The following is a 25,663-nucleotide window of genomic DNA, read 5'->3' on the forward strand; positions in this document are numbered from 1 at the left end:
CCCGGGACGGCCGAACGCCGCCCCGGGTGCGGGGTCAGTGGCCCGCTTCGTCCCAATCGCCGCCGCGGCCGATCTGCACGTCGAGCGGGACCGACAGGTCGGCGGCGTCGGCCATCCGGGCGCGCACGATCCCTTCGACGGAATCCCACTCCCCCGCCGCGACCTCGACCACGAGTTCGTCGTGGATCTGCAGCAGCACCCGCGAACGCAGCCCCGCGGAGGCCAGCTCACCGCGGATGCGGAACAGGGCGATCTTCATGATGTCGGCGGCGCTGCCCTGGATCGGGGCGTTCAGCGCCGCACGCTCCGCGTTCTCGCGCAGCACGCGGTTCATGCTCGTGAGATCGGGGAACGGACGACGGCGCCCGAAGATCGTCTCGGTGTAGCCGTCCTGACGGGCCTGCTCGACCGAGCCGCGGAGGTAGTCGCGCACCGCGCCGAACCGCGCGAAGTACTCGAGCATGAGCTGCTTCGCCTCGGACTGCTCGATGCGCAGCTGCTTCGACAGACCGAACGCCGACAGGCCGTAGACGAGGCCGTACGACATCGCCTTGACCTTCGTGCGCATGGCCGGAGTGACCTCCGACGGCTCGACGCCGAAGACGCGCGACCCGACGAACCGGTGCAGGTCTTCGCCGGAGTTGAAGGCCTCGATGAGGCCCGGGTCGCCGGACAGGTGCGCCATGATGCGCATCTCGATCTGCGAGTAGTCGGCGGTCAGGAGCGTCTCGTAACCGTCGCCGACCTCGAACGCGGCGCGGATGCGGCGGCTCTCCTCGGTGCGGATCGGGATGTTCTGCAGGTTCGGGTCGGTGCTCGACAGTCGCCCGGTCTGGCTGCCGGTCTGCACGTACGTGGTGTGGATGCGTCCGTCGGCGCCGACCGCCGCGTCGAGGGCGTCGATGATCTGCTTGAGCTTCGTGGCCTCGCGGTGACGCAGCAGCAGGTCGAGGAACGGGTGGTGGGCGTTCTCCTGCAGATCCGCGAGGGCTGCGGCATCCGTGGTGTACCCGCTCTTGGTCTTGCGGGTCTTCGGCAGCTGCAGCTCGTCGAAGAGCACCTCCTGCAGCTGCTTCGGCGAGCCGAGGTTGACCTCGTGTCCGATCGAGGCGTACGCCTGCTGCGCGAGCTCGTCGGCACGCGCGGCCAGTTCGCCGGAGAAACGCGACAGCTTCTCGTGCGACACCGCGACGCCCGCCAGCTCCATGTCGGCCAGCGCGGTGAGTGTCGGCAGCTCGATGTCGTCGAGGACCTCCGCGACACGGTCGGGCAGATCGCCGCGCTGCGCGTCGGAGACCCGGCGCACGTACCACGACAGCTGCCCGGGTGTGGCGCCTTCGGTCTCGGGCACGAGTTGCGTGGGATCGGCCTCGGGCAGCTTCTCGCCGAGGTAGCGGTCGACGAGGTCGGCGAGCGTCTTGTCCGGGAAGCTGGGCCGCACGAGCCAGCCCGCGAGGATCACGTCGTCCACGATCCCCCCGACCTCGACGCCGGCGCGTGCGAGGGCCTTCAGTTGGGGCTTCGCCCCCGCGAAGGCCTTCGGGGCATCGGATGCCAGCCACCCCGCGAGCGCGTCGCGCACGGCATCCGACCACTCGGCCTCGGCCGCGGCGGTGTCGGTCGCGAGACCGATGCGCGTGGGGACGGCCGCGAGCAGATCGACGGTGACGCCCACGGTGCCGGTGGCGGCGGCGGCCCAGTCCGCGAGACCGGCGCCGTCGAGGACGGTGGCCGTCGGCGCCTGGGCGGTGGGCAGCGCCGGTTCGTCGGCGACGGGGTCGGCCCCGAACGCGTCGAAGACACGCGGGAGGAGGGTGCGGAACTCCAGACGCGCGAAGATGTCGCGCACCCCCTGGGCGTCGATCGGCTGCACCGCGAGATCGGCGGGAGCCTTCTCGAGCTCGACGTCGCGCAGCAGGCGGTTGAGCGCGCGGTTGCGCTTCACGTCGTCGAGGTGCTCGCGCAGGTTGTTCCCCGCGACGCCGGTGATCTTGTCGGCGTTCTCGAGCAGCGCCTCGAGCGAGCCCCACTGGGTGAGCCACTTCACCGCGGTCTTCTCGCCCACCTTGGGGACGCCCGGGAGGTTGTCGCTCGTCTCCCCCACGAGGGCCGCGATCTCGGGGTACTGCGCCGGCGGCAAGCCGTACTTCTCGATCACGGCGTCGGTGTCGTAGCGCTTCAGCTGCGACACGCCCTGCACGTTCGGGTAGAGCAGGGTGATGTCGTCGTTCACGAGCTGGATCGTGTCGCGGTCGCCGGAGCAGACGAGCACCGAGAACCCGGCCTCGGACGCCTCGGTGGCAAGGGTCGCGAGGATGTCGTCGGCCTCGACCTCTTCCTTGGTCAGGACCGCGACGTTCAGGGCCCGGAGACACTCCTGCAGGAGCGGGATCTGTCCCTTGAACTCGGCCGGGGATTCGCTGCGGTTGGCCTTGTACTCGCTGTACTCCTTCGTGCGGAAGGACTGCCGCGACGTGTCGAACGCCACGGCCAGGTGGGTCGGCTTCTCGGCCTTCACGAGGTTGACGAACATCGACAGGAAGCCGTAGATGCCGTTGGTGTGCTGGCCGTCCTTCGTGGAGAAGTTGTCGACCGGAAGGGCGTAGAACGCCCGGTACGCCAGCGAGTGGCCGTCGACGACGAGGAGAGTAGGCTTTTCGGCATCCGTCACTCGTCCAGCGTAACGAGAACCACGGACACTCCCCCGGCCCCGGCTCCTCGAAGGCGACGATGACCTCCACGACACCCGACACCACCTCCGGCCTCGACTGGGCGAAACAGCGCGGAATGGGCGCCCTCGCCGAGAAGATGGGCATCGAGTGGGTCGAATTCTCGGTCGAGCGCAGCGTCGCCACCATGCCCGTCGAAGGCAACACGCAGCCGGTCGGCCTCCTCCACGGCGGTGCGTACGTCGTCCTCGGCGAATCCCTCGGCTCGATGGCCGCGAACCTCTACGCCGGGTCCGGCAAGCTCGCGGTCGGAATCGACATCAACGCCACGCACACGCGCTCGGCCACCTCCGGCATCGTCACCGGCGTGTGCACGCCCATCCACCTCGGTCGCTCGCTCACCGTGCACGAGATCGCGGTCACGGACGAACAGGGCCGCCGCTGCTCGACCATCCGGATCACGAACATGATCAAGGACGCCCCGGCCCCGGCCTGAAAAGAAGAATGGATGCCACCGGAGTGGCATCCATTCACGAAGAATCGGTCGATCAGGCCTTCTTGGGGGCCAGCTGCTCGATGATGGCCTTCGCCACGTCCTGCATCGTCAGGCGACGGTCCATCGATGCCTTCTGGATCCACCGGAAGGCCTCGGGCTCGCTCAGCCCCATCTTCTCGTTGAGGAGGCCCTTCGCGCGATCGACGAGCTTGCGGGTCTCGAAGCGCTCGACCATGTCGGCGACCTCGGCCTCGAGCGTGATGATCTGCTCGTAGCGAGCCAGGGCGATCTCGATCGCGGGCAGCAGGTCGTTCGGAGTGAAGGGCTTCACGACGTACGCCAGCGCGCCGGCCTCGCTCGCCCGCTCGACGAGCTCCTTCTGGCTGAAGGCCGTCAGCAGCACGACCGGGGCGATGTGGTTCTTGCTCAGCTTCTCGGCGGCGCTGATGCCGTCGAGCTGCGGCATCTTGACGTCCATGATGACGAGGTCGGGACGCAGCTCGGTGGCCAGCTGCACGGCGGTCTCGCCGTCACCGGCCTCGCCGACGACGTCGAAGCCGTTGTCACGGAGGATCTCGACGATGTCGAGGCGGATGAGCGACTCGTCTTCCGCCACGACGACACGGCGGGGGGCGGTGGGCGCGCTCACCGGCGCGGCTTCGTGATCTGTCACGGTTCCATCCTAAGACTGTGGCTGCGAGGATCACGCGAACGGTGATCCCGGACTGCGGCACCGACGAGCACCGCGGGGGAAAAGGATACCTGGTCGACTCCGGACGGGAGTCGGCTCATCCATCGTGCCGGTGGTGGGACTCGAACCCACACGCCCTTGCGGACAGAGCATTTTGAGTGCCCCGCGTCTGCCATTCCGCCACACCGGCAGGTGTTCTGCGTCCCCAACCTACCCGGCGGGAACGACGACGCGCGCCGGCGGAACCGGCGCGCGTCGCCCTGGATCAGTTCTCGCGGTAGACCGGAGCCGCGCCGTGCACGGCGTCACCCACGCGGTGCACGCGCAGGTCGTTGGTCGAACCGACGATTCCGGGAGGGGACCCCGAGATGACCACGACCTTGTCGCCGACCTTGGCCAGGTCGTTGGACAGCAGGTAGTCGTCCACCTGCAGGTACATCTTGTCGGTGTGCGACACGTGCTCGACCAGGGTCGAGCGCACGCCCCACGTGAGCGCGAGGCGACGGCGGATGCCGGGCTCGGGCGTGAACGCGATCATCGGGATCGTGGAGCGCAGACGCGACATGCGGCGCGCCGAGTCTCCCGACTCGGTGAAGACGCAGAGGTACTTGGCGTCGACGAAGTCGGCGACCTCGACGGCGGCGAGGGTGATGGCGCCACCCTGCGTGCGCGGCTTGTTGGTGAGGGGCGCGATGCGCTCCAGGCCGTGCTCTTCGGTGGACTGCACGATGCGGGCCATCGTCTCGACCACGACGACGGGGTACGCGCCCACGCTCGTCTCGCCCGAGAGCATGACCGCGTCGGCACCGTCGAGCACCGCGTTGGCGACGTCGCTGGTCTCGGCGCGGGTGGGCACCGGGTTGGTGATCATCGATTCGAGCATCTGCGTCGCGACGATGACGGGCTTCGCCATGCGGCGCGACAGTTCGACGGCGCGCTTCTGCACGATCGGCACGGCCTCGAGCGGCAGTTCGACGCCGAGGTCGCCGCGGGCGACCATGATGCCGTCGAACGCGTCGATGATCTCTTCGAGGTTGTCGACCGCCTGCGGCTTCTCGATCTTGGCGATGACCGGGATGTACCGACCCTCTTCGCCCATGATCTCGTGCACGCGCTCGATGTCCTTGGCATCCCGCACGAACGACAGCGCGATGAGGTCGGCGCCGGCACGGAGCCCCCATCGCAGATCGGCCTCGTCCTTCTCGCTCAGCGCGGGGACGTTCACGGCCACGCCGGGCAGGTTGATGCCCTTGTTGTTCGACACCGGGCCGCCGACGATGACCTTGGTGGTCACCACGGTGCCGTCGGTCTCGACGACCTCGACGCGGACCTTGCCGTCGTCGATGAGGAGGAAGTCGCCGGGCTTGACGTCGTGGGGCAGGCCCTTGAACGTCGTGCCGACGATCTCCTTCGTGCCGAGGATGTCCTCGACCGTGATCTTGAAGATGTCGCCGGGGGCGAGGTCGTGCGGGCCGTTCTCGAACTTGCCGAGACGGATCTTCGGACCCTGGAGGTCGACGAGGGCCGCGACCGGGCGGCCCGCGTCCTCTGCCGCCTTGCGCACGTTGGCGAAGTTGGCGTCGTGCACGGAGTAGTCTCCGTGGCTCAGGTTCAGTCGGGCGACGTCCACCCCGGCATCGATGATGGCGCGAACCATCTCATACGACGACGTGGCGGGGCCGAGGGTTGCGACGATCTTGGCGCGTCTCATCCGTTTTCAAGCTCCGTGAGGATATTCGGGAAGTGGCCGATCGGCCCTTGCCAGCTTAGGCGGGCAAGAGGCCGATGGCGACATCGGTGGGTCGGACGGGTGCCGGAAGCACCGTCTCGCCCATGAGGAACGTGTCGACCTCGGCGGCCGCGGCACGGCCCTCCGCGATCGCCCACACGATCAGCGACTGTCCGCGCCCGGCGTCACCGGCCACGAACACGCCGGGGGCGGTCGTGGCGTAGGTGGCGTCGCGCTCGACGTTGCCGCGCGAGGTGAACTGCGCACCCAGCTGCTGCTCGAGGTACTCGCGCTCGGGGCCGGTGAAGCCCATCGCGATGAGCACCAGGTCGGCGGGGATCTCGCGCTCGGTGCCGCTCTTGGGCACGCGGCGTCCGTCGACGTACTCGGTCTCGGCGACGCGGAGAGCGCGCACCTCGCCCGCCTCGTTGCCGAGGAACTCGACCGTCGAGGCGAGGAACGTGCGCTCCCCGCCCTCTTCGTGGGCGGAGGCCATCTCGAACAGGTTCGGCATCATCGGCCACGGCTGGTCCATCGGACGCTCGGTGGGCGGCTGCTTGCCGATCGCGAGGTTGGTGACGCTGAGCGCCCCCTGGCGGTGCGCCGTGCCGATGCAGTCGGCGCCGGTGTCGCCGCCGCCGATCACGACGACGTGCTTGCCGTGGGCGGTGATCTGCTGCGGGACCTGGTCGCCCGCGACGGCCTTGTTGCCCTCGACGAGGTACTCCATCGCGAAGTGCACGCCGTCGAGGTCGCGACCCGGGATCGCCAGGTCGCGCGGGACGGTCGAGCCGGTGGCCACCACGACGGCGTCGTAGCGGGCGCGGAGGTCGCTCCACGAGATGTCGGTGCCGATCTCGACGCCCGCACGGAAACGCGTGCCCTCCGCCTGCATCTGGCGCAGGCGCAGCTCGAGGTGGCGCTTCTCCATCTTGAAGTCCGGGATGCCGTAGCGCAGGAGTCCGCCGATACGGTCGTCGCGCTCGTACACGGCGACCGTGTGGCCAGCCCGGGTGAGCTGCTGAGCGGCCGCGAGGCCGGCGGGGCCTGATCCGACAACGGCGACCGTCTTCCCGGTGAGGCGCTCCGGCGGCTCGGGCTCGACCCAGCCGTTGCCGAACGCCTCGTCGATGATCGAGACCTCGACCTGCTTGATCGTCACCGCGGGCTGGTTGATCCCGAGCACGCACGAGCTCTCGCACGGCGCGGGGCACAGGCGCCCCGTGAACTCCGGGAAGTTGTTCGTGGCGTGCAGGCGCTCGATGGCCGAGCGTCCTTCGCCGCGCCACGTGAGGTCGTTCCACTCGGGGATGAGGTTCCCGAGCGGGCAGCCCTGGTGACAGAACGGGATGCCGCAGTCCATGCAGCGCCCGGCCTGGCGGCGCACGACGGCCGGGTCGCCCGGCTCGTACACCTCTTTCCAGTCCATGATCCGCACGGGGACGGGACGACGCGGCGGAAGCTCCCGCTGCGTGGTCTTCAGAAAGCCCTTCGGGTCAGCCACCCGTCACCTCCAGAATGCGCGTCCAGACGACGTCGCCGTCGGGGTCGAGCCCCTCGGCGACAGCCTCCTGGCGGGTCTGCAGAACAGCGGCGTAGTCGCGCGGCAGCACCCGGACGAAGTTCTCCACCTCGGCGTCGAAGTCCGCGAGCAGACGACGGGCCAGCGTGGAGTCGGTCTCGGCGACGTGCTTCTCGAGCAGGTCGCGCAGGATCTCGGCATCCCCCGATCCGAGGGGACCGAGTTCGAGCTCACCGGATGCCACGGCCTCACGGTTCACCAGGTCGGTGTCGAGCTTGTAGACGTACGCCTGCCCGCCGGACATGCCGGCACCGAGGTTGCGGCCGGTCGCACCGAGGATCACGGCGAGACCACCGGTCATGTACTCCAGCGCGTGGTCGCCCACGCCCTCGACGACCGCGGTCGCACCGGAGTTGCGGACGAGGAACCGCTCCCCCACGACGCCGTTGAGGAACATCTGTCCCTGCGTGGCGCCGTATCCGATGACGTTTCCGGCGATGACGTTCTCGGACGCGTCGAACGTCGAGCCGCGCGGCGGACGCACGACGATCTTGCCCCCGGAGAGACCCTTGCCGACGTAGTCGTTCGAGTCGCCCTCGAGGCGCAGCGTGATGCCGGAGGGCATGAACGCGCCGAACGACTGCCCCGCGGACCCGGTCAGGCGGACGTCGATCGCGCCGTCCGGAAGCCCGTGCTCGCCGTGCGCCTTGGTGACGTGGTGGCCGAGCATCGTCCCGACCGCGCGCGCGGTGTTGCGCACCGGCAGCTCGATCGTGATCCGACCGCCGTGCGCGACGACGTCCTGCGCGCGCTCGATGAGCTGCACGTCGAAGTGCTCCTCGAGCTCGTGGTTCTGGTTGCGGCCGTGGCGACGCGGCTCGTCCTCGGCGAAGTGCGGGCCCTCGAGGATCGGGGCGAGGTTGAGACCCCGCGCCTTCCAGTGCTCCACGGCGCCGTTGACGTCGAGGAGTTCGGTGCGGCCGACGATCTCGTCGATCGAGCGGTAGCCGAGGGCGGAGAGGTATTCGCGCACCTCCTGCGCGATGAACTCCATGAAGTTCACGACGTACTCGGCCTTGCCGTTGAAGCGCTGCCGCAGGACCGGATTCTGCGTCGCCACGCCCACGGGGCAGGTGTCGAGGTGGCACACGCGCATCATGATGCAGCCGGAGACGACGAGCGGCGCGGTCGCGAAACCGAACTCCTCGGCGCCCAGGAGCGCGCCGATGATCACGTCGCGACCGGTCTTCATCTGACCGTCGACTTGCACCACGACGCGGTCGCGCATGCCGTTGAGCATGAGCGTCTGCTGCGTCTCGGCCAGGCCCAGCTCCCACGGCGTGCCCGCGTGCTTGAGCGAGTTCATCGGGCTCGCGCCCGTGCCGCCGTCCTGTCCGGAGACGAGGATGACGTCGCTCAACGCCTTGGCCACACCGGCCGCGACCGCGCCGATCCCTGACTGGCTCACGAGCTTGGCGTGGATGCGAGCGGACGGGTTCGCGCGCTTCAGGTCGAAGATCAGCTGCTTGAGGTCTTCGATCGAGTAGATGTCGTGGTGCGGCGGCGGGGAGATGAGTCCGACGCCGGCCGTCGCGTGCCGGGTGCGCGCGACCCACGGGTACACCTTGGTCGGCGGCAGCTGACCGCCCTCGCCGGGCTTGGCGCCCTGGGCGAGCTTGATCTGGATGTCGTCCGCCTCGGTGAGGTACAGGCTCGTGACACCGAATCGACCGGATGCCACCTGCTTGATGGCGCTGCGACGCTCGGGGTCGAGCAGACGGTCGACGTCTTCGCCGCCCTCGCCGGTGTTCGACTTGCCGCCGATGCGGTTCATCGCGATGGCGAGGGTCTCGTGCGCCTCCTGGGAGATCGAGCCGTAGCTCATCGCTCCCGTGGAGAAACGCTTCACGATCGACGACACCGACTCGACCTCGTCGATCGGCACGGGCGGCCGCTGGCCGGTGCGCAGCGAGAACAGGCCGCGCAGGGTCTTGAGCTCGTGGGCCTGGTCGTCGATGAGCTGGGTGTACTCGCGGAAGATGTCGTACCGGCGCTCGCGCGTGGCGTGCTGCAGACGGAACACCGTGTCCGGGTTGAACAGGTGGGGTGCCCCGTCGCGGCGCCACTGGTACTCACCGCCGGTCCACAGACGTTCGTGGGCGCGGGCTGCGGCATCCTCGGGGTAGGCGTACTCGTGGCGCGCGGCGTTCTCGGCCGCGATGACGTCGAGTCCCACGCCGCCGAGCTTGGTCTCGGTGCCGGTGAAGTAGGCATCCACGAATTCGCGCGAGAGGCCGACGGCCTCGAACACCTGGGCGCCCGCGTACGACGACACGGTCGAGATGCCCATCTTGGACATGATCTTCAGCACGCCCTTGCCGAGCGCGTAGATCAGGTTCTTGACGGCCTTCTCGGGCGTGACGCCCGTGATGAAACCGGCGCGCACGAGGTACTCGACGGTCTCCATGGCCAGGTACGGGTTCACCGCCGAGGCGCCGTACCCGATCAGGGTCGCGATGTGGTGCACCTCGCGCACGTCACCGGCCTCGACCACGAGACCGACCTTCATGCGGGTCTCCTTGCGGATGAGGTGGTGGTGGACCGCGGCGAGCATGAGCAGCGACGGGATCGGCGCGAGGTCCTTGTTCGAGTCGCGGTCGCTGAGCACGATGAACTCGGCGCCGTCCTCGATCGCGTGGTCGACCTCGGAGCACATCTGCGCGATGCGCTTCTGCATGCCCTTGTGGCCGGCCTCGACGCGGTACAGGCCGCGGATCGTCACCGACGAACGCCCCGGCAGGGCGGTGTCGATGTGCTGGATCTTGGCGAGTTCGTCGTTGTCGATCACGGGGAAGTCGAGCGTCACGGTCCGGGTGTGCTCCGGACCCCAGTCGAGGAGGTTCCGCTCGGGTCCGAGACCCAGCGACAGCGACGTGACCACTTCTTCGCGGATCGAGTCCAGCGGCGGGTTCGTGACCTGCGCGAACTGCTGCGTGAAGTAGTCGAACAGCAGCCGCGGACGGTCGCTGAGCACCGCGACGGGGGCATCGCTACCCATCGCGCCGAGCGGCTCGGTGCCGTTCTGACCCATGGGGGTCAGCAGCAGGCGCACCTCTTCCTCGGTGTAACCGAAGGTGCGCTGACGACGCGTGATCGAGGCGATGGGGTGCACGATGTGCTCGCGCTCCGGGAGCTCCGACAGGCGCACGCGGCCGGCATCCAGCCACTCCTGCCACGGCTCGAGCGTCGCGAGCTGCTGCTTGATCTCCTCGTCCTCGACGATGCGGCGTTCCGCCGTGTCGACGAGGAACATGCGACCGGGCCGCAAGCGGCCGCGGCGCTTGATCCGCTCGGGCGCGAAGTCGAGCACGCCGGTCTCGGAACCGATGACCACGAGGCCGTCGGTCGTCTCGGTCCAGCGGCCGGGGCGGAGGCCGTTGCGGTCGAGCGTCGCACCGACGAGCGTGCCGTCGGTGAAGATGAGCGCGGCCGGACCGTCCCACGGCTCCATCTGCATCGAGTGGTAGTCGTAGAAGGCGCGCAGATCGGGGTCGATCGTGGCCTGCTTCTCGTACGCCTCGGGCACCATCATCATGATCGCGTGCGGGAGGCTGCGCCCGGTGAGCGTCAGGAGCTCGAGAACCTCGTCGAAGGATGCCGAGTCGCTCGCGCCGTCGGTGCAGATGGGGAGCAGCGGGCGCACGTCGCCGATCAGCTCGGACTCCAGCTGCGACTGCCGCGCGCGCATCCAGTTGCGGTTGCCCTTGACCGTGTTGATCTCGCCGTTGTGCGCCAGCATGCGCAGCGGCTGCGCCAGCGGCCACGACGGGAACGTGTTCGTCGAATAGCGGGAGTGCACGACGGCGAGCTCGGAGGCGAAGCGCTCGTCCTGCAGGTCGGGGTAGAACGGCTCGAGCTGCAGCGTCGTGACCATGCCCTTGTACCCGAGCGTGCGGCTGGACAGCGACACGAAGTACGCGTCGAGCTCGTGACGCGCGCGCTTGCGCAGTCGGTAGACGCGGCGGTCGAGCTCGATGCCCGACAGCGCGGCCTGATCGCCGATCGCCGGGTGCGACACGAACAGCTGCTCGAACGCGGGGCGCGCCTCGAAGGCGAGCTTGCCGAGGTTCTCGGGCTCGGTGGGAACTTCGCGCCAGCCGAGCACCGTCAGGTTCTCGGCCGCGGCGAGCTTCTCGATGCCGGCCTTCTGCGCCTCCCGCTCCTCGTGACCGAGCGGCAGGAAGACGAGACCCGCGGCGTACTCCCCCACCGGCGGCAGGTGGAAGTCGACGACCGCGCGCAGGAACGCGTCGGGCATCTGCGTCAGGATGCCCGCGCCGTCGCCGGTACCGGCATCCGATCCGATGGCACCGCGGTGCTCGAGGTTGCGCAGCGCCGTCAGCGCCAGGTCGATGATGTCGTGCCCGGGCTCGCCGCGAAGGGTGGCGACCATCGCGAGGCCGCAGGCGTCCTTCTCGAATGCCGGGTCGTACATGCCCTGCCGGGCGGGGAAAGCGCCGCCGACGGCGCCGGAACGGGAGCTCGAAGCCATACCAACCGTCCTCACGTTGATGCTGCGAATGGGACGACGTCGGCCCAGGGAGTTACTTCGTGGCGGGGCTGCTTGTGGCGCTGGTGCCGACGGTGTCGTTCGTCGCGGGCGGCTCGCTCACGTCGACGAAGTCAGTGGGGTCGGTCGAGTCTACAGCCCCGGGAGCCTTGCTCTCGCGCCCCGGCTGGTACGGCGAGGGCTCGAGACCGTGGTGTCGGCGCGTCTGCACGATGAAGATCGCGATGCCGAGCAGGACGCCGAAGATCGCGGCCCAGACGTTGGTGCGCAGGCCCAGGATGATGTCGCTGGGGTCGATGCGGATGGATTCCCAGACGATGCGGCCCGCGCTGTACCAGATGAGGTACACCGCGAACTGCTTGCCCCACTGGAGCGTGAAGCGCTTGCCGACCCACAGGATGACGGCTGCGCCCAGCAGGTTCCAGATCACTTCGTAGAGGAAAGTCGGCTGGAAAAGCGTGCCCTCTGGCAGTCCGACGGGGATTGCGGGGTTGCCCGGCGCGATCTCCAGACCCCACGGGAGGTCGGTCGGCTGGCCGAAGAGCTCCTGGTTGAACCAGTTGCCGAAGCGTCCCATCGCCTGCGCGATGATCAGGCCCGGGGCCAGCGCGTCCGCGAAGGTCCAGAACCGGATGCCGGTCCACTTGCAGCCGAGCCACGCGCCGATGGCGCCGCCGATCAGGGCGCCGTAGATGGCGATGCCGCCCTCCCAGATCGCCCACACCGAACCGGGCTGGAACGGGTTCCAGGGGTTGGAGCCGGGGCCGAAGTAGAAGCCCAAGTGGGTCACGACGTGGTAGATCCGCGCGAAGACGATCGCGATCGGGACCGCCAGCAGGCAGATGTCGATGACGACCCACTTCTCGGCCCCGCGACGCGTCAGACGCGCGTTCGTGAGGAACACCGCCACGATGATGCCCGCGACGATGCACAGGGCATAGAAGTGGATGCGCAGGGGTCCGAGGTCGATGTACGAGATCGAGGGGCTCGGGATGCTGGCGAGCACGCCGGAGGCGGCGCTCGAGAGGGCGAACGTCATGCAGACGAGTCTAAGCGCGCCGCGCCGTACCCTCCGACAGCTCCCGTGCGAGGCGCCGCAGGGCGTCGACGCCGCCGTCGCGCAGGGCCTTCACGAGCGCCGTACCGACGATCGCTCCGTCCGCGTACTCGATCACGCCGGCGACCTGCTCGGCGTTGGAGATGCCGATCCCCACGCACGCGTGGGCGGCGCCGTGCGCCCGCAGGCGCTCCACGAGGCCGCGGGCCGCGGCATCCAGCTGCGCCCGCTCCCCCGTGATGCCCATCGTGGACACGGTGTACACGAACCCCGTGGAGGCCTCGACGATCATGTCGAGGCGCTCGTCCGTCGAGGTCGGGGCGGCGAGGAACACGCGGTCGAGTCCGGTGCGCTCGCTCACGGCGATCCAGGCGGAGGCGGCGTCGGGAGTGATGTCGGGGGTGATGAGGCCTGCGCCGCCCGCGGCGAGGAGGTCGTCGGCATAGCGGTCGACGCCGTACTGCTCGACGAGGTTCCAGTACGTCATCACGAGCACCGGGACGTCGGTGCGCGCCGTGACCTCGCGGATGATCGTGAACAGGTCGCGCATGCGGAAGCCGTTGGCGAGAGCCGTCTGGGTGGCTTCCTGGATGACGAGGCCGTCCATGACGGGGTCGCTGTAGGGCGGTCCGAGCTCGATGACGTCCGCACCGGATTCGGCGAGGGCGATGATCGCCTCGATGCTCGTGGCGACGTCCGGGTAGCCCGCCGGAAGGTATCCGACGAAGGCGCCGCGTCCGGCCGCGTGGGCGGCGTCGATCGCGGCCGAGACGCGCGAGGTCACAGCTCAACCCCCGCACCGCTGGCGGCGTCCGGAGCGGGCGTCACGTCCACCGGCGAACCGGGAGCGGATGCCACAGCCTCGGCGCCCGCGGTCTGGGCCGGGCGGCCCTCCGGGGCGGGCGCGTGCTCGGCGTCGTAGAGGTCGAAGTAGCGGGCGGCGGTGTCCATGTCCTTGTCGCCGCGACCGGAGAGGTTCACCGCGATGACGGCATCCGGACCCAGCTCCTTGCCGATGCGGAGGGCACCGGCCAGGGCATGGGCCGACTCGATCGCCGGGATGATCCCCTCGGTGCGCGAAAGCAGGCGCAGGGCCTGCATCGCCTCGTCGTCGGTCGCCGGGATGTACTGCGCGCGACCGATGTCCGCGAGCCACGCGTGCTCCGGACCGACGCCCGGGTAGTCCAGGCCCGCGGAGATCGAGTGGGACTCGGTGGTCTGGCCGTCCTCGTCCTGCAGCACGTACGTGCGGGCGCCGTGCAGCACACCCGGGCGGCCGCGCTCGATCGAGGCCGCGTGCTTCGGAGTGTCGACGCCGTCTCCGGCCGCCTCGACGCCGTAGAGCGCGACGCCCTCGTCGTCGAGGAACGCGTCGAACATGCCGATCGCGTTCGATCCGCCGCCGACGCACGCGAACACGGCGTCCGGCAGGCGACCGAGGCGCTCGAGGAACTCGGCGCGCGTCTCTTCGCCGATGATCTTCTGGAAGTCGCGCACCATCGCGGGGAACGGGTGCGGACCTGCGGCGGTGCCGAAGATGTAGTTCGTCGTCTCGACGGTCGACACCCAGTCGCGGTAGGCCTCGTTGATCGCGTCCTTCAGGGTGCGCGAACCGGTCGTGACCGGCACGACCTCGGCGCCGAGGAGGCGCATGCGGGCGACGTTGAGCGCCTGACGCTCGGTGTCGACCTCTCCCATGTAGATGACGCAGTCGAGACCGAACAGCGCCGCGGCGGTCGCGGTGGCAACGCCGTGCTGGCCGGCGCCGGTCTCGGCGATCACGCGCGTCTTGCCCAGGCGCTGGGTGAGCAGCGCCTGACCGAGGACGTTGTTGATCTTGTGCGAACCGGTGTGATTGAGGTCTTCGCGCTTGAGGAAGACGCGCGCGCCGCCCGCGTGCTCCGCGAACCGCGGCACCTCGGTGAGAACCGAAGGGCGACCGGCGTAGTCGTGCAGGAGGGCTTTCAGCTCGGCGAGGAACGCGGGGTCGGCCATCGCCGCCTCCCACACCTCGGTGAGCTCGTCGATCGCGGCGATCAGCGATTCGGGCATGTAGCGTCCGCCGAAGTCGCCGAAGAACGGCCCCTTCTGGTCGCGCAGGCTCACGGTGGTCATGCAGTCTCCTGGAGGAACGCGCGCAGGGTCGCGACGGGATCGCCGGTCACGAGCGCTTCGCCGACGAGCACGACGTCGGCGCCGGCGGCGCGGTAATGGGCCACGTCGGCGGGCGCGAGGACGGCCGACTCGGCGATCTTCACGGCATCCGCGGGGAAGCGGTCCGCCAACGAACCGAAGAGGTCCCGGTCGAGCTCGAAGGTCGACAGGTTCCGGGCGTTGACGCCGATGAGCTTCGCGCCGAGGTCCGCCGCCCGCTCCAGTTCGTCCGCCGAGTGGGTCTCGACGAGGGCCGTCATGCCGAGGTCGGTCGTGAGGGCGTAGAGCTCGGTCAGGGTCTTCTGATCGAGGGCGGCAACGATGAGCAGCACGAGATCGGCGCCGGAGGCACGGGCTTCGAGCACCTGGTACGGCGTCGCGAGGAAGTCCTTGCGGAGCACCGGAACGGAGACGGCCGCGCGCACCGACTCGAGATCGGCGAGGCTGCCCTTGAACTTCCGGCCCTCGGTCAGCACCGAGATGGCCGACGCCCCGCCCTCTTCGTAGAGGCGCGCCTGGCGTGCGGGATCCGGGATCGCCGCGAGGTCGCCGCGCGACGGGCTCGCGCGCTTGACCTCGGCGATGATCTTCACCCGGTCGGCCGGGGCGAGCATCGCGAGCGCGTCGCGCGCGGGGTTCTGCGCGAGGGCGTCGCGCTCGACCTCGGCCACGGGCCGCGTCTCGGCGCGCCGTTCGGCGTCTTCTACCGCTCCGGCCGTCAGATCGGCCAGCACGGTCAGTGGGCCTTCGGGTTGGACTTCGCGCCGTTGGCGCCGTAGCCGGCCTTGGTCATCGCCCAGCCGACGATGGCGCCCACCAGGAGCAGACCCACCGAGGCCCACACGAGGACCGGGATGTCGAACCAGAAGAACAGCGTGCCCAGCGTGATCGCGAGGAGCATGATGATCACGGCCGTCCAGGCGGCGGGCGAGTGTCCGTGGCCGGGATCGCCGATGGGGTTGCTCATGGATCTCCTTCGAGTCGCGCGCGGGCGCGGGGAACAGCGTGGGACCAGTCTATCGAAACGCGCGGGGGCGGCCGGTGCGGTTCGCTCGACGTCGACCCAAGGGGCGGTCAGGCGGTCGGGTCGTCGCCCCGCGACAGGTCGTCCCACGAGTCGATGGCGTCATGGGGGCGCGAGGCGTCCGCGGGGGCGTCGGCGGCCGTGCGGTACTTTCGGCCGGCGCTTCCGGGCCAGTTGCGCGCGGTGACGAGCGTGAACACCGCCGCAGCGGCCAGGATCAGCTCGGCCAGCAGGGTCACCGCGGGCCACGGGGTGAGCGACATGGATGCCACGAGGTCGGCGACGGCATCCGCCCCCGAGATCCCGGTCGCCTCGGTGACCGTCGCCGCGGTCGCCGATACGGGCAGGGTCAACAGCACGAGGGCGGTCGCGACGCCGACGGCAGCCGCGATCGCGAGGGCGATGGCGCCGAGCACGTAGCGCAGCACCGGACCGACGATCGAGAGCGACGCCCCGAGGGCGAGCGCGGCGAGGCTCAGGGGCGTCAGTACCGGCACCGCGTCGGATCCCGGCACGGCGAGGGTCTGCTGCGCGCCGTCGGCGAGGGTCACGTCGATCCACGTCTGCGTCGACGAGATCACCCCGATCGCGCCGGCGAGGAGCATCCCGACGACGGACAGCGAGCGCGCTCGGCGCATCAGCCCTGCCCCACGACGGGGTCGAGGTCGGTGGCGTCGAAACACGTGTGGTCACCGGTGTGGCACGCAGCGCCCACCTGGTCGGCTTCGATGAGGAGCGTGTCGCCGTCGCAGTCCAGGCGCGCGCCCTTGACGATCTGGATGTGGCCGGACGTGTCGCCCTTGCGCCAGTACTCCTGGCGCGAGCGCGACCAGAACGTCACACGGCCGGTGGTGAGGGTGCGGCGGAGGGCCTCGGCATCCATCCACCCGACCATGAGCACCTCGCGCGAGTCGAACTGCTGCACGACCGCGGTCACGAGGCCCTGGGCGTCGTACTTCACGCGCTCGAACGCCTCGACGTTCATCGGCGCACCTCGATCCCTTCGGCCGCCATCGCGTCCTTCACCTGGCCGACCGTGAGCTGGCCGGAGTGGAACACGGATGCCGCGAGCACGGCGTCGGCTCCGGCCTCGACGGCCGGGGCGAAGTGCTCGAGGGCGCCGGCGCCACCCGAGGCGATCACGGGAACCGCGGCGACCTCGCGCATGAGGCGCACGAGTTCGAGGTCGAAGCCCTGCTTCGTGCCGTCGGCGTCGATCGAATTGACCAGCAGCTCACCGGCACCGCGCTCCACCGCTTCGCGAGCCCACTCGAGCGCGTCGAGCGTGGTCTCGGTGCGGCCGCCGTGCGTCGTCACGACGAAGCCGGACGGGGTGGATGCCGCCCGCTTCACGTCGAGCGAGAGCACGATGACCTGCGCGCCGAAACGGTCGGCGATCTCGTCGACGAGCGCGGGCCGGGCGATCGCGGCGGAGTTGACGCCGATCTTGTCGGCGCCCACCGACAGCAGCCGGGCGACGTCCTCGGCGGAGCGGACTCCCCCGCCGACGGTGAGCGGGATGAACACCTGCTCGGCGGTGCGGCGGACCACGTCGTAGGTCGTGGCGCGCTCGTCGACGGTCGCGGTGACATCCAGGAACGTGATCTCGTCCGCGCCCTGGTCGAAGTAGAGCTTCGCGAGCTCGACGGGGTCGCCCATGTCGCGGAGGTCCAGGAAGTTCACGCCCTTCACGACGCGGCCGGCGGCCACGTCGAGGCAGGGGATGATGCGGCGGGCGAGCGTCATCAGAGCCTCGCGGCGAGGATCTCGGTCACCAGGATCGCGCGGGCGCCGATCGCGTACAGCTCGTCCATGACGCGGTTCACGTCGCGGCGCGGGCTCATCACGCGCACGGCCACCCATTCGGGGTCGCGCAGCGGCGAGATCGTGGGCGACTCGAGGCCCGGGGCCACCGCGATCGCCTGCTCGATGAGCGCGGTCGGGAGGTCGTAGTCGATCAGGACGTACTTGCGCGCGGCGAGGACGCCGCGCAGGCGCCGGAGCAGCGTCTCGGTGCCCTCGACCTCTTCGGGTCCGGCGATCAGCACGGCATCCGACTCCAGGAGGACGGGACCGAAGATCTCCAGCCCCGCCTGGCGCAGCGTCGTCCCGGTCGAGACGACGTCGGCCACGGCATCCGCGACGCCCAACTGCACGGCGGATTCGACCGCGCCGTCCAGCGGCACGATGTCGACCGCGACGCCGCGCTCGTCGAGGAACGCGTCGACGAGACCCGGGTACGCGGTGGCGACGCGGAGACCCTGCAGGTCTTCGACGTCGGTGAAACGGCCGGGACGCCCGGCGAAGCGGAACGTGGAACCGGCGAAGCCGAGCGACTCGACCTCGCGGGCGCCGGGCATCCGCGCGTCCAGCAGGAGGTCGCGGCCCGTGATGCCCACGTCCAGGGCCCCCGATCCGACGTACGTCGCGATGTCACGCGGACGGAGATAGAAGAACTCGACCTCGTTGACGGGGTCGACGGTGTACAGGTCTTTCGAGTCGCGACGTCCGGTGTACCCGGCCTCCGAGAGCATCTCGGCGGCGGTCTCGGCGAGCGACCCCTTGTTCGGCACGGCGATTCGCAGCATGACGGGGGCTTTCGTGTGAGGTGAAGGGGGTGAGCGCGGGTGCGGGCTCAGAGATGTCGGTAGACGTCCGCGAGCGTCAGGCCCTTCGCGAGCATGAGCGTCTGCAGGTGGTACAGCAGCTGCGAGATCTCCTCCGCCGCGGCTTCGTCGGACTCGTACTCGGCGGCCATCCACACTTCGGCGGCTTCCTCGACGATCTTCTTGCCGATGGCGTGGACCCCGGCATCGAGCTGGGCAACGGTGCCGGAGCCGGTGGGGCGCTCGACGGCCTTTGCACTGAGCTCGGCGAACAGGTCGTCGAAGGTCTTCACTCTTCTAGGGTATCGGCTCGGCGGGGCGCCGGATGTCGTGCGCGGTCGGGACGGCTGCGTTCAGTGCGCGTGGCGGGCGGCGGCGGAGCGCAGCGACTGGATCGCGCGGTCGGGGTCGTCGGCACCGAACACCGCGGAACCGGCGACGAACGTGTCGGCCCCGGCTTCGGCGGCCTGCGCGATCGTGGACTCGCCGATGCCGCCGTCGACCTGCAGCCACACGCTCGACCCGCGGCGGCGGGCCTCGTCGGCCAGGCTTCGCAGCTTCGGCATGGTCTCGGGCATGAAGGACTGGCCGCCGAAACCCGGCTCCACGGTCATCACGAGGATCTGGTCGAACTCGTTCAGCACTTCGAACAGGTTCTCCACCGGCGTTGCGGGCTTCACGGCCACGCCCGCGCGGGCGCCGATCGAACGGAGCGTCCGGGCCAGGGCGACGGGCGACGCCGCAGCCTCGAGGTGGAAGGTGACGGATGCCGCGCCGAGCTCGGCGTATTCCGGTGCCCACCGGTCGGGGTCGTCGATCATCAGGTGCACGTCGAGCGGGACGGGGCTCGTCTCCTGGATGCGACCGACCATCTGCGGGCCGAAGGTGAGGTTCGGCACGAAGTGGTTGTCCATGACGTCGACGTGCACGAAGTCGGCTCCCGAGATGCGGGCGAGCTCCGCCTGCATGTTCACGAAGTCGGCGGCGAGGATGCTCGGATTGATGCGGGGCACAGCTCCATTATCGGCGCCCGGTCCCCCACACCCTCGCGTGAGGTGCCAGCATTTGTCGCCTGGGGCTGCCCGCAGGCGACAAATCCTGGCGACTCACGCGTTAGGACACCCGTCGCAGGAGGGCGATCGACATCGCGTCGGTGCCGTGGCGGTGCGGCCAGAGCTGGGCGCGGAGGGAGCCGTCCGACTGGTCGGGCAGGTCGATGTCCGGGCCCGCGATGTCGCGCACGACGGCGCGCGCATCCAGCTCCTCGACGCTGTCGCCGAACTCGCGGCGCACCTCGGCGAGCACCCCGGATGTTTCGGCCAGGTGCGGCGAGCACGTCACGTACGCCAGCACCCCGCCCGGCTTCACCGCGCCGAGCCCCGCCCGCACGAGCTCGAGCTGCAGGGCGGTGAGATCGGGCACGTCGGCCGGGGTCTTCCGCCACCGGGCCTCGGGTCGCCGACGGAGCGCCCCGATTCCGGTGCACGGTGCGTCGACGAGGATGCGGTCGTACTCCCCCGGAGTGCGAGCCGCGCGGTCTCGGCCGTCCTCCTCGGTCACCTCGACCTCGAGCGGGACGGATGCCACGGCTCGGCGGACGAGCCCGGCCCGGTGCGGCGAGATCTCATTGGCATCCAGTCGGGCGCCGCCCGCGAGCGCCTCCGCCGCGAGCAGCGCCGTCTTGCCGCCGGGCCCGGCGCACAGGTCGAGCCACCGCTCCCCCGGCTCGATCGGCCGGAAGCGGCTGAGGGCGAGGGCCGCGAGCTGCGATCCCTCGTCCTGCACGCGGAGGCGACCGTCGGACGCCCGGATGAGCGCCTCGGGGTCTCCGCCGCGGGTCGTGAACGCCGTCGGCGCGTACCGGGCGGGACGGGCGTCATCGGGGATCTCGGCCAGCCCCGGCAGGGCGACCATCGCCACCCGCGGGGCGTCGTTGTCGGCGGCCAGCAACGCGTCGAGCTCGTCGGCGCGGCCCTCCGCCGCCAGTGCGCGACGGAATGCGCGCACGATCCACACCGGGTGGGAGGTCAGGAGCCCGAGCCGCTCGTCGTCGCTCCGGGCGGACGCGGTGATGCGGTCCATCCAGTGCCCGGGCGTCTCGCGCGAGACGCGCCGCAGGACGGCGTTCGCGAATCCCGCGGCTCCGCGCCCGCCGCCGTGGCGACGGGCGAGTTCGACGGACTCGTTCACCGCGGCGTGCGAGGCCACGCGCGTCGAGAGCAGCTGGTGGACCCCGAGCCGCAGCGCGTCGAGCACGGGCGGATCGATGCGGTCCACTGTCCGGTCGGCCGCGGAGGCGATGATCGCGTCGTACGTGCCGCGTCGCCGCAGCGTGCCGTAGGTCAGCTCGGTCGCGAGCCCCGCGTCCTTGGCATCCAGCTTCGCCCGCTCGATCGCGTGCGGCAGCGACAGGTTCGCATACGCCTCGTCGGCGGAGACCGCCCGCAGCACGTCGTACGCGACGGCGCGCGCTCCCTGGACGCTCATGAGCCGAGCACCGGGTTCTCGACGCGGAGGCCGCGGAACCAGTCGCCCGCGGGCATCGCGCCCTTGCCGGCGGGTTGCACGGTCTCGAGCCGCAACGGCGCGCTCGCCGTTCCGACGAGGATCTCGCGACCGGATGCCACGACCCGGCCCGGCGGGATCGGATCCGCCGTGCTCGCAGCGGCGCGCAGCACCTTGAACCGTGCCCCCTCGAACGTCGTGTGCGCGCCGGGTTCGGGCGTGACACCGGCGATCCGCGCGCGGAGGGTTTCGGCATCCTGCGAGAAGTCGAGGGCGCCGTCGTCGAGGGTCAGCTTCGGCGCGAGCGTCGGCTCACCCTGCTGCCGAACAGCGAGCGCCGTGCCCTCGGCGATGCCGTCGACGACCCGCGCGAGCAGCGGTGCGCCGACCACGGCGAGATCGTCGAGGACCTCGCCCGCGGTGGCGTTCCACGGCACCTCGTACCGCTCCTCGGCGAAGACGTCGCCGGCATCCAGTTCGGCCACCAGCTGGAACACGCTCGCGCCGGTCTCGCGGTCGCCGGCGATCAACGCGCGCTGCACGGGGGCGGCGCCGCGCCAGCGCGGGAGCAGCGAGAAGTGCAGATTGATCCAGCCGTGCGCGGGGGCCGACAGCAGCGGCTCGCGTACGAGACCGCCGTAGGCGACGATGACGCCGAGATCGGGCTCCAGTGCGGTGATGCGGGCGGTGGCGTCGGCATCCAGACGGTCGGTCTTGATCGTCGGGAGCCCGAGCTCCTCCGCCTGCTGGGCGACTGGGGACGGGGTCAGCACGCGCTTCCGGCCGAGCGGCGCGTCGGAACGGGTGACGACGGCGGCGATCTCGTGCGGACCCTCCGCCAGGACGCGGAGGGAGGGGACGGCGACGGCGGGGGTGCCGGCGAAGACGAGGCGCATGGTTCTCCTCACGCTTCGGATGCGGGTGGGTGGGACCGGGCGGCGGCGCTCAGAGGTCGGGCTCGGGGAGGTCGAGCCGCACTCTGAGTGTATTCCGCGGTCTCGGCCCCTTCTCTTTCGTCGACTTGCGTGCGCGCAGCGCGTCGGCGATCACGCCGGCGCGGAGCGCGTCCGCGACGGCGCGACCGTGCGCGTAGTCGAACCGCACCAGGGCACGCGACGTCGGAGCATCGGGCGCCGTGGACGTGTCGACCGGACCGAGGACGGCGAGGGCATCGAGATCGGGCACGGCGGCGCGCACCTCGGCGAGGAGGGTGTCGACGCTCCGCGCGTGTCCTTCCACGCTCGCGACGCGCACGGCGGGCGGCATCCGCAGAGGTGCGCGGTCGGCCAGCTCGGCACGGGCGTAGGCGGGCTGCGTCCAGGTCGCGAGCGCGCGGGCCACGGGACCAGCGACGCCCACCAGATGCACCGGCGCGCCGGGGGCGGCGAGGGCGGCGGCGTTCGACCACCAGCGCAGACAGTGCTCGCCGACCCGCAGCGCCTCGTTCTGCAGCATGCGGTCGCCGTCGAGCAGGATCACGGCCCGGTATCCGCCGCGCGCGATCGGCTCTGCCCCGCGCGTGGCGATCACCAGGGCCGGGGCGGCATCCACCTCCGCGACCGGATGGGCGCCGTCGGCGATGATCACGCGCGTGTTCGGGAAGGCGCGGCCCAGTTCATCCGCCGTGCGCTCGCTGCCCGACGAGGCCATCCGCAGCTTCACGGAGCCGCAATGCCCACAGGTCCACGCGTGGGCACTGCGACCGCACCACGCGCACACCGGAACCGCGCCCGGACGTGCGGCCCGGAGGGGTCCGGCGCAGTGGGCGCAGCGCGCGGGGCGACGGCAGTCGGCGCAGACGAGCGACGGCGCATAGCCGGGGCGGGCGACCTGCACGAGGACGGGCCCCTGGGCGAGCGCCTCGCGCGCCGCCGCGAACGCCGAGGACGGGACGCGTGCCTGGCGCGACTCCCCCTCCCGCGTCGCGCTGAGCACCACCCGCGGACTCTGTCGGCGCTTCGGCGCCACCTCCCGCACGTAGCCCACCTCGACCAGGCGCTGCACGTCCGTCGAGCGGGTGTGGCCGGCGAAGACGAGCGCGGACCCTTCCAGCTCCTGCCGCACGAGCGCCGCGTCGCGCGCGTGCACGCCCGGGGCGAGGGGCTCGGCGAGCAGCGAGTCGCCGTCGTCCCAGAGCGCGACGAGGCCCGTGTCGTGGGCGGGGGCGTACACCGCCGAGCGGCGCCCGACGACGATCACCGGGACAGGCGCGAGGGTGCGCAGGTACTGGCCGTAGCGCACCGGACCGGATTGGTCGGCGTCGTCGCGCACGACGGCCTCGGCCGGCACGAGGTCGGCCAGCGCCGCCATGAGCTGCGCCTGGTCGCGGTAGTCGGGAACGACCAGCACCGCGCTCCTCCCCCGCGCGAGCGTGTGCACCGCTGCCGCGGCCAGAACATCGGCCCACGCGCCGCGCGGAAGGTCGCCCGTCGTCTGGGGAGGGGCGTCGAGCGCGATGCGCTCGCCGCCGTCCAGGGCGTCCAGCAGGCCGACGAACGGCGCCAGCATCGCGTCGGCACGAACCAGGGATGCCGCGGGCACCACCGGAGCCTCGGGCGCGGGCGACGCCAGCCAGGCCTTCTCGGCCCGCACCATGCGTTTCGGGACGGCGAGGCGCAGCACGTCGCTCACCGACCCGGCGGCACGGTCGGCGACCTTGCGCGCGAGCGCGAAGAGCCGCTCCGGGAGCACCGGCATCGTCGAGACGACGCTCTCGACCGACGACAGCGGACGTTCGCTGCCGTCATCGGACACGACCTCGATCACGAAGGCGTCCATCATCCGTCCGGCGGACCGCAGCGGCACCTTGACGCGCACGCCGGGGACGACGTCCGCGACCAGCGGATGCGGGATCGCGTAGTCGAACAGGCGGTCGAGCTGGGGAACCGGGGAGTCCAGCTGCACCCGCGCGACGCGGCGCGCGCTCACGCGGCGGCTCCGTCCGCACTTCGGCGCGCACGGCGACGCGAAGCGCGGGGAACGGATGCCGGGGCTGCGGCGACGCGGTGCACGCCCGGCGCGGGCGCCCCCACGTCAGAGACCGGCGGCGGTGCGCAGGTCGTCAACGCGGTCGGTGCGCTCCCACGTGAAGTCGGGCAGTTCGCGGCCGAAGTGACCGTACGCCGCGGTCTGCGCGTAGATCGGGCGCAGCAGGTCGAGCTGGTCGATGATCGCCTTGGGGCGAAGGTCGAACACGTCGCGGATCGCGCGGACGATGGTGTCGTCGGCGACGTGGGCCGTGCCGAACGACTCGACGTACAGACCCACCGGGTTCGCCTTGCCGATCGCGTACGCGACCTGCACCTCGAGGCGGTCGGCCAGGCCCGCTGCGACGGCGTTCTTCGCGACCCAGCGCATGGCGTAGGCCGCCGAGCGGTCGACCTTGGACGGATCCTTGCCGCTGAAGGCTCCGCCGCCGTGACGCGACGCCCCGCCGTAGGTGTCGATGATGATCTTGCGGCCGGTGAGGCCGGCGTCGCCCTTGGGACCGCCGATCACGAACGGGCCGGCCGGGTTGATGTAGTACTGCACGTCGGGCAGGTCGAGACCGGTGTCGCGCAGCACCGGGTCGATGACCTCGGCCTGCACGAGCGCGCGCAACTCCTCCTGCGAGATGTCGGGGTGGTGCTGCGTCGAGAGCACGACGGAGTCGACCGTCCGCGGCGTGTGGCCGTCGTAGCCCAGGGTGACCTGGGTCTTCCCGTCGGGTCGTAGGAACGGCAGCGTGCCGTCTTTCCGGACGGATGCCAGGCGCTCGGCGATGCGGTGAGCCGTCCACGCGGCCATCGGCATGAGCTGCGGCGTCTCGTTGGTGGCGAAACCGAACATGATGCCCTGGTCGCCCGCGCCCTGCAGGTCGCGCGGATCGTTCGAGCCGCGCTCGCGCTGCTCGAACGCCTTGTTGACACCGGCCGCGATGTCGGACGACTGTGCGCCGATCGACACGCTGACGCCGCACGAGTCGCCGTCGAAGCCGGTCTCGCTGGAGGTGTACCCGATGCGGTTGACGACGTCGCGCACGATCGCGGGGATCTCGACGTACGCGCTCGTGGACACCTCACCCGCGACGTGCACCAGGCCGGTGGTCACGAGGGTCTCGACGGCGACGCGTCCGGATGGGTCCTCGGTGAGGATGGCATCCAGGATGCTGTCGGAGATCTGATCGCAGATCTTGTCGGGGTGTCCTTCCGTGACGGACTCGGACGTGAACAGGCGCAGGTCGGTCAAGACGACTCCCGGTCGGTTTCGGGCTGGGGACGGGCACAAGTATGCCCCGGACGGCGGACAGCCGCCCGGGGCATCGTCACATCTGTGAACAGATCACGAGATGCGTCGGCTGTGGATTACTCCGCAGCCTTGAGGCGCAGCTTGTCCTCGTGGATCTCGTGCAGCGCGATCGTCAGCGGCTTGTCCTCGACGGTGGAGTCGACGAGCGGGCCCACGTTGTCGAAGAGGTTGCCCTCGTGAAGGTCGGAGTAATAGTCGTTGATCTGGCGCGCGCGCTTGGACGCGTAGATCACGAGCTGGTACTTGGAGTCGACCTTGTCGAGCAGCGCGTCGATGGGCGGGTCGATGATGCCCTTGTCACGTCCGGCCATGGGGAACCTCCTGGTTCGGCGGGATGGGGTGGATGCGGCGCC

At 70.5% G+C, this 25,663-nt stretch carries 22 protein-coding genes and 1 tRNA gene; 1 reads left to right on the forward strand and 22 read right to left on the reverse strand.

Annotation, left to right across the window (positions count from 1 at the left end):
• Positions 1-34 precede the first annotated feature (34 nt).
• Positions 35-2,671 carry a DNA polymerase I gene (polA, locus tag P8R59_RS14105; RefSeq protein WP_278101578.1) on the reverse strand — a complete coding sequence of 879 codons (2,637 nt, stop codon included), beginning with the start codon at positions 2,669-2,671 and terminating at the stop codon, positions 35-37.
• 59 nt (positions 2,672-2,730) lie between these two features.
• Between polA and P8R59_RS14110 the strand changes: the two genes are divergently transcribed.
• The gene (locus tag P8R59_RS14110) at positions 2,731-3,165 is read left to right on the forward strand and encodes a hotdog fold thioesterase (RefSeq protein ID WP_278101579.1); all 435 of its coding nucleotides are present in this window, start codon (positions 2,731-2,733) and stop codon (positions 3,163-3,165) included.
• Between the two features lie 52 nt (positions 3,166-3,217).
• On the opposite strand, the gene P8R59_RS14115 is transcribed toward P8R59_RS14110, so the two are convergent.
• From P8R59_RS14115 to rpoZ, 21 genes are all read right to left on the reverse strand, one after another.
• Positions 3,218-3,838, reverse strand: coding sequence for an ANTAR domain-containing response regulator (locus P8R59_RS14115; RefSeq protein ID WP_076490530.1), 621 nt, complete (start codon positions 3,836-3,838; stop codon positions 3,218-3,220).
• 125 nt (positions 3,839-3,963) lie between these two features.
• Positions 3,964-4,046: transfer RNA gene (locus P8R59_RS14120), tRNA-Leu, on the reverse strand.
• A gap of 75 nt (positions 4,047-4,121) precedes the next feature.
• On the reverse strand, positions 4,122-5,567 hold the full coding sequence (pyk, locus tag P8R59_RS14125) for a pyruvate kinase (RefSeq protein WP_278101580.1): 1,446 nt from the start codon (positions 5,565-5,567) through the stop codon (positions 4,122-4,124).
• 55 nt (positions 5,568-5,622) lie between these two features.
• Complete coding sequence (locus P8R59_RS14130) at positions 5,623-7,089, reverse strand: glutamate synthase subunit beta (protein ID WP_278101581.1); 1,467 nt, start codon at positions 7,087-7,089, stop codon at positions 5,623-5,625.
• Positions 7,082-11,659 carry a glutamate synthase large subunit gene (gene gltB / locus P8R59_RS14135; protein ID WP_278101582.1) on the reverse strand — a complete coding sequence of 1,526 codons (4,578 nt, stop codon included), beginning with the start codon at positions 11,657-11,659 and terminating at the stop codon, positions 7,082-7,084. Before gltB ends, P8R59_RS14130 begins: the two co-directional genes overlap by 8 nt.
• A 52-nt stretch (positions 11,660-11,711) precedes the next feature.
• Positions 11,712-12,716 (reverse strand): prolipoprotein diacylglyceryl transferase, encoded by a 1,005-nt coding sequence (lgt, locus tag P8R59_RS14140; RefSeq protein WP_278101583.1) that lies wholly within the window; start codon positions 12,714-12,716, stop codon positions 11,712-11,714.
• Positions 12,717-12,726: 10 nt separating this feature from the next.
• A complete protein-coding gene (gene trpA / locus P8R59_RS14145; RefSeq protein WP_278101584.1) occupies positions 12,727-13,518 on the reverse strand; it encodes a tryptophan synthase subunit alpha in 792 nt (263 codons plus the stop codon).
• Positions 13,515-14,840 carry a tryptophan synthase subunit beta gene (gene trpB / locus P8R59_RS14150; RefSeq protein WP_278103834.1) on the reverse strand — a complete coding sequence of 442 codons (1,326 nt, stop codon included), beginning with the start codon at positions 14,838-14,840 and terminating at the stop codon, positions 13,515-13,517. The genes trpA and trpB overlap by 4 nt, the downstream gene beginning before the upstream one ends.
• 5 nt (positions 14,841-14,845) lie before the next feature.
• A complete protein-coding gene (trpC, locus tag P8R59_RS14155) occupies positions 14,846-15,622 on the reverse strand; it encodes an indole-3-glycerol phosphate synthase TrpC (RefSeq protein ID WP_278101585.1) in 777 nt (258 codons plus the stop codon).
• A 2-nt stretch (positions 15,623-15,624) separates the two neighbouring features.
• On the reverse strand, positions 15,625-15,855 hold the full coding sequence (locus tag P8R59_RS14160; RefSeq protein WP_076490522.1) for a DUF6704 family protein: 231 nt from the start codon (positions 15,853-15,855) through the stop codon (positions 15,625-15,627).
• 107 nt (positions 15,856-15,962) lie between these two features.
• The gene (locus P8R59_RS14165; RefSeq protein ID WP_278101586.1) at positions 15,963-16,550 is read right to left on the reverse strand and encodes a Trp biosynthesis-associated membrane protein; all 588 of its coding nucleotides are present in this window, start codon (positions 16,548-16,550) and stop codon (positions 15,963-15,965) included.
• A complete protein-coding gene (hisI, locus tag P8R59_RS14170; RefSeq protein WP_077050083.1) occupies positions 16,550-16,897 on the reverse strand; it encodes a phosphoribosyl-AMP cyclohydrolase in 348 nt (115 codons plus the stop codon). The genes P8R59_RS14165 and hisI overlap by 1 nt, the downstream gene beginning before the upstream one ends.
• Complete coding sequence (gene hisF / locus P8R59_RS14175; protein WP_077050084.1) at positions 16,894-17,658, reverse strand: imidazole glycerol phosphate synthase subunit HisF; 765 nt, start codon at positions 17,656-17,658, stop codon at positions 16,894-16,896. The genes hisI and hisF overlap by 4 nt, the downstream gene beginning before the upstream one ends.
• Positions 17,658-18,500, reverse strand: a complete 843-nt coding sequence (gene hisG, locus P8R59_RS14180) for an ATP phosphoribosyltransferase (protein WP_278101587.1) — start codon at positions 18,498-18,500, stop codon at positions 17,658-17,660. Before hisG ends, hisF begins: the two co-directional genes overlap by 1 nt.
• 47 nt (positions 18,501-18,547) lie before the next feature.
• Complete coding sequence (locus P8R59_RS14185) at positions 18,548-18,811, reverse strand: phosphoribosyl-ATP diphosphatase (RefSeq protein WP_077050086.1); 264 nt, start codon at positions 18,809-18,811, stop codon at positions 18,548-18,550.
• Positions 18,812-18,871: 60 nt separating this feature from the next.
• The gene (gene rpe / locus P8R59_RS14190) at positions 18,872-19,531 is read right to left on the reverse strand and encodes a ribulose-phosphate 3-epimerase (protein WP_077050087.1); all 660 of its coding nucleotides are present in this window, start codon (positions 19,529-19,531) and stop codon (positions 18,872-18,874) included.
• Positions 19,532-19,631: 100 nt separating this feature from the next.
• Positions 19,632-21,005, reverse strand: coding sequence for an RsmB/NOP family class I SAM-dependent RNA methyltransferase (locus tag P8R59_RS14195; RefSeq protein ID WP_278101588.1), 1,374 nt, complete (start codon positions 21,003-21,005; stop codon positions 19,632-19,634).
• Entirely contained in the window at positions 21,002-21,919 is a 918-nt protein-coding gene (gene fmt, locus P8R59_RS14200) for a methionyl-tRNA formyltransferase (RefSeq protein WP_278101589.1), read from the reverse strand. The genes P8R59_RS14195 and fmt overlap by 4 nt, the downstream gene beginning before the upstream one ends.
• A gap of 49 nt (positions 21,920-21,968) precedes the next feature.
• On the reverse strand, positions 21,969-23,951 hold the full coding sequence (locus tag P8R59_RS14205; RefSeq protein WP_278101590.1) for a primosomal protein N': 1,983 nt from the start codon (positions 23,949-23,951) through the stop codon (positions 21,969-21,971).
• Positions 23,952-24,056: 105 nt separating this feature from the next.
• Positions 24,057-25,250: a methionine adenosyltransferase gene (gene metK / locus P8R59_RS14210; RefSeq protein WP_278101591.1), complete on the reverse strand. Its 1,194-nt coding sequence runs from the start codon at positions 25,248-25,250 to the stop codon at positions 24,057-24,059.
• Between the two features lie 116 nt (positions 25,251-25,366).
• Entirely contained in the window at positions 25,367-25,621 is a 255-nt protein-coding gene (gene rpoZ / locus P8R59_RS14215) for a DNA-directed RNA polymerase subunit omega (protein ID WP_076490512.1), read from the reverse strand.
• Positions 25,622-25,663: the final 42 nt, after the last annotated feature.

The organism is Microbacterium proteolyticum (assembly GCF_029639405.1).
In the GTDB taxonomy this organism is placed as follows: domain Bacteria; phylum Actinomycetota; class Actinomycetes; order Actinomycetales; family Microbacteriaceae; genus Microbacterium.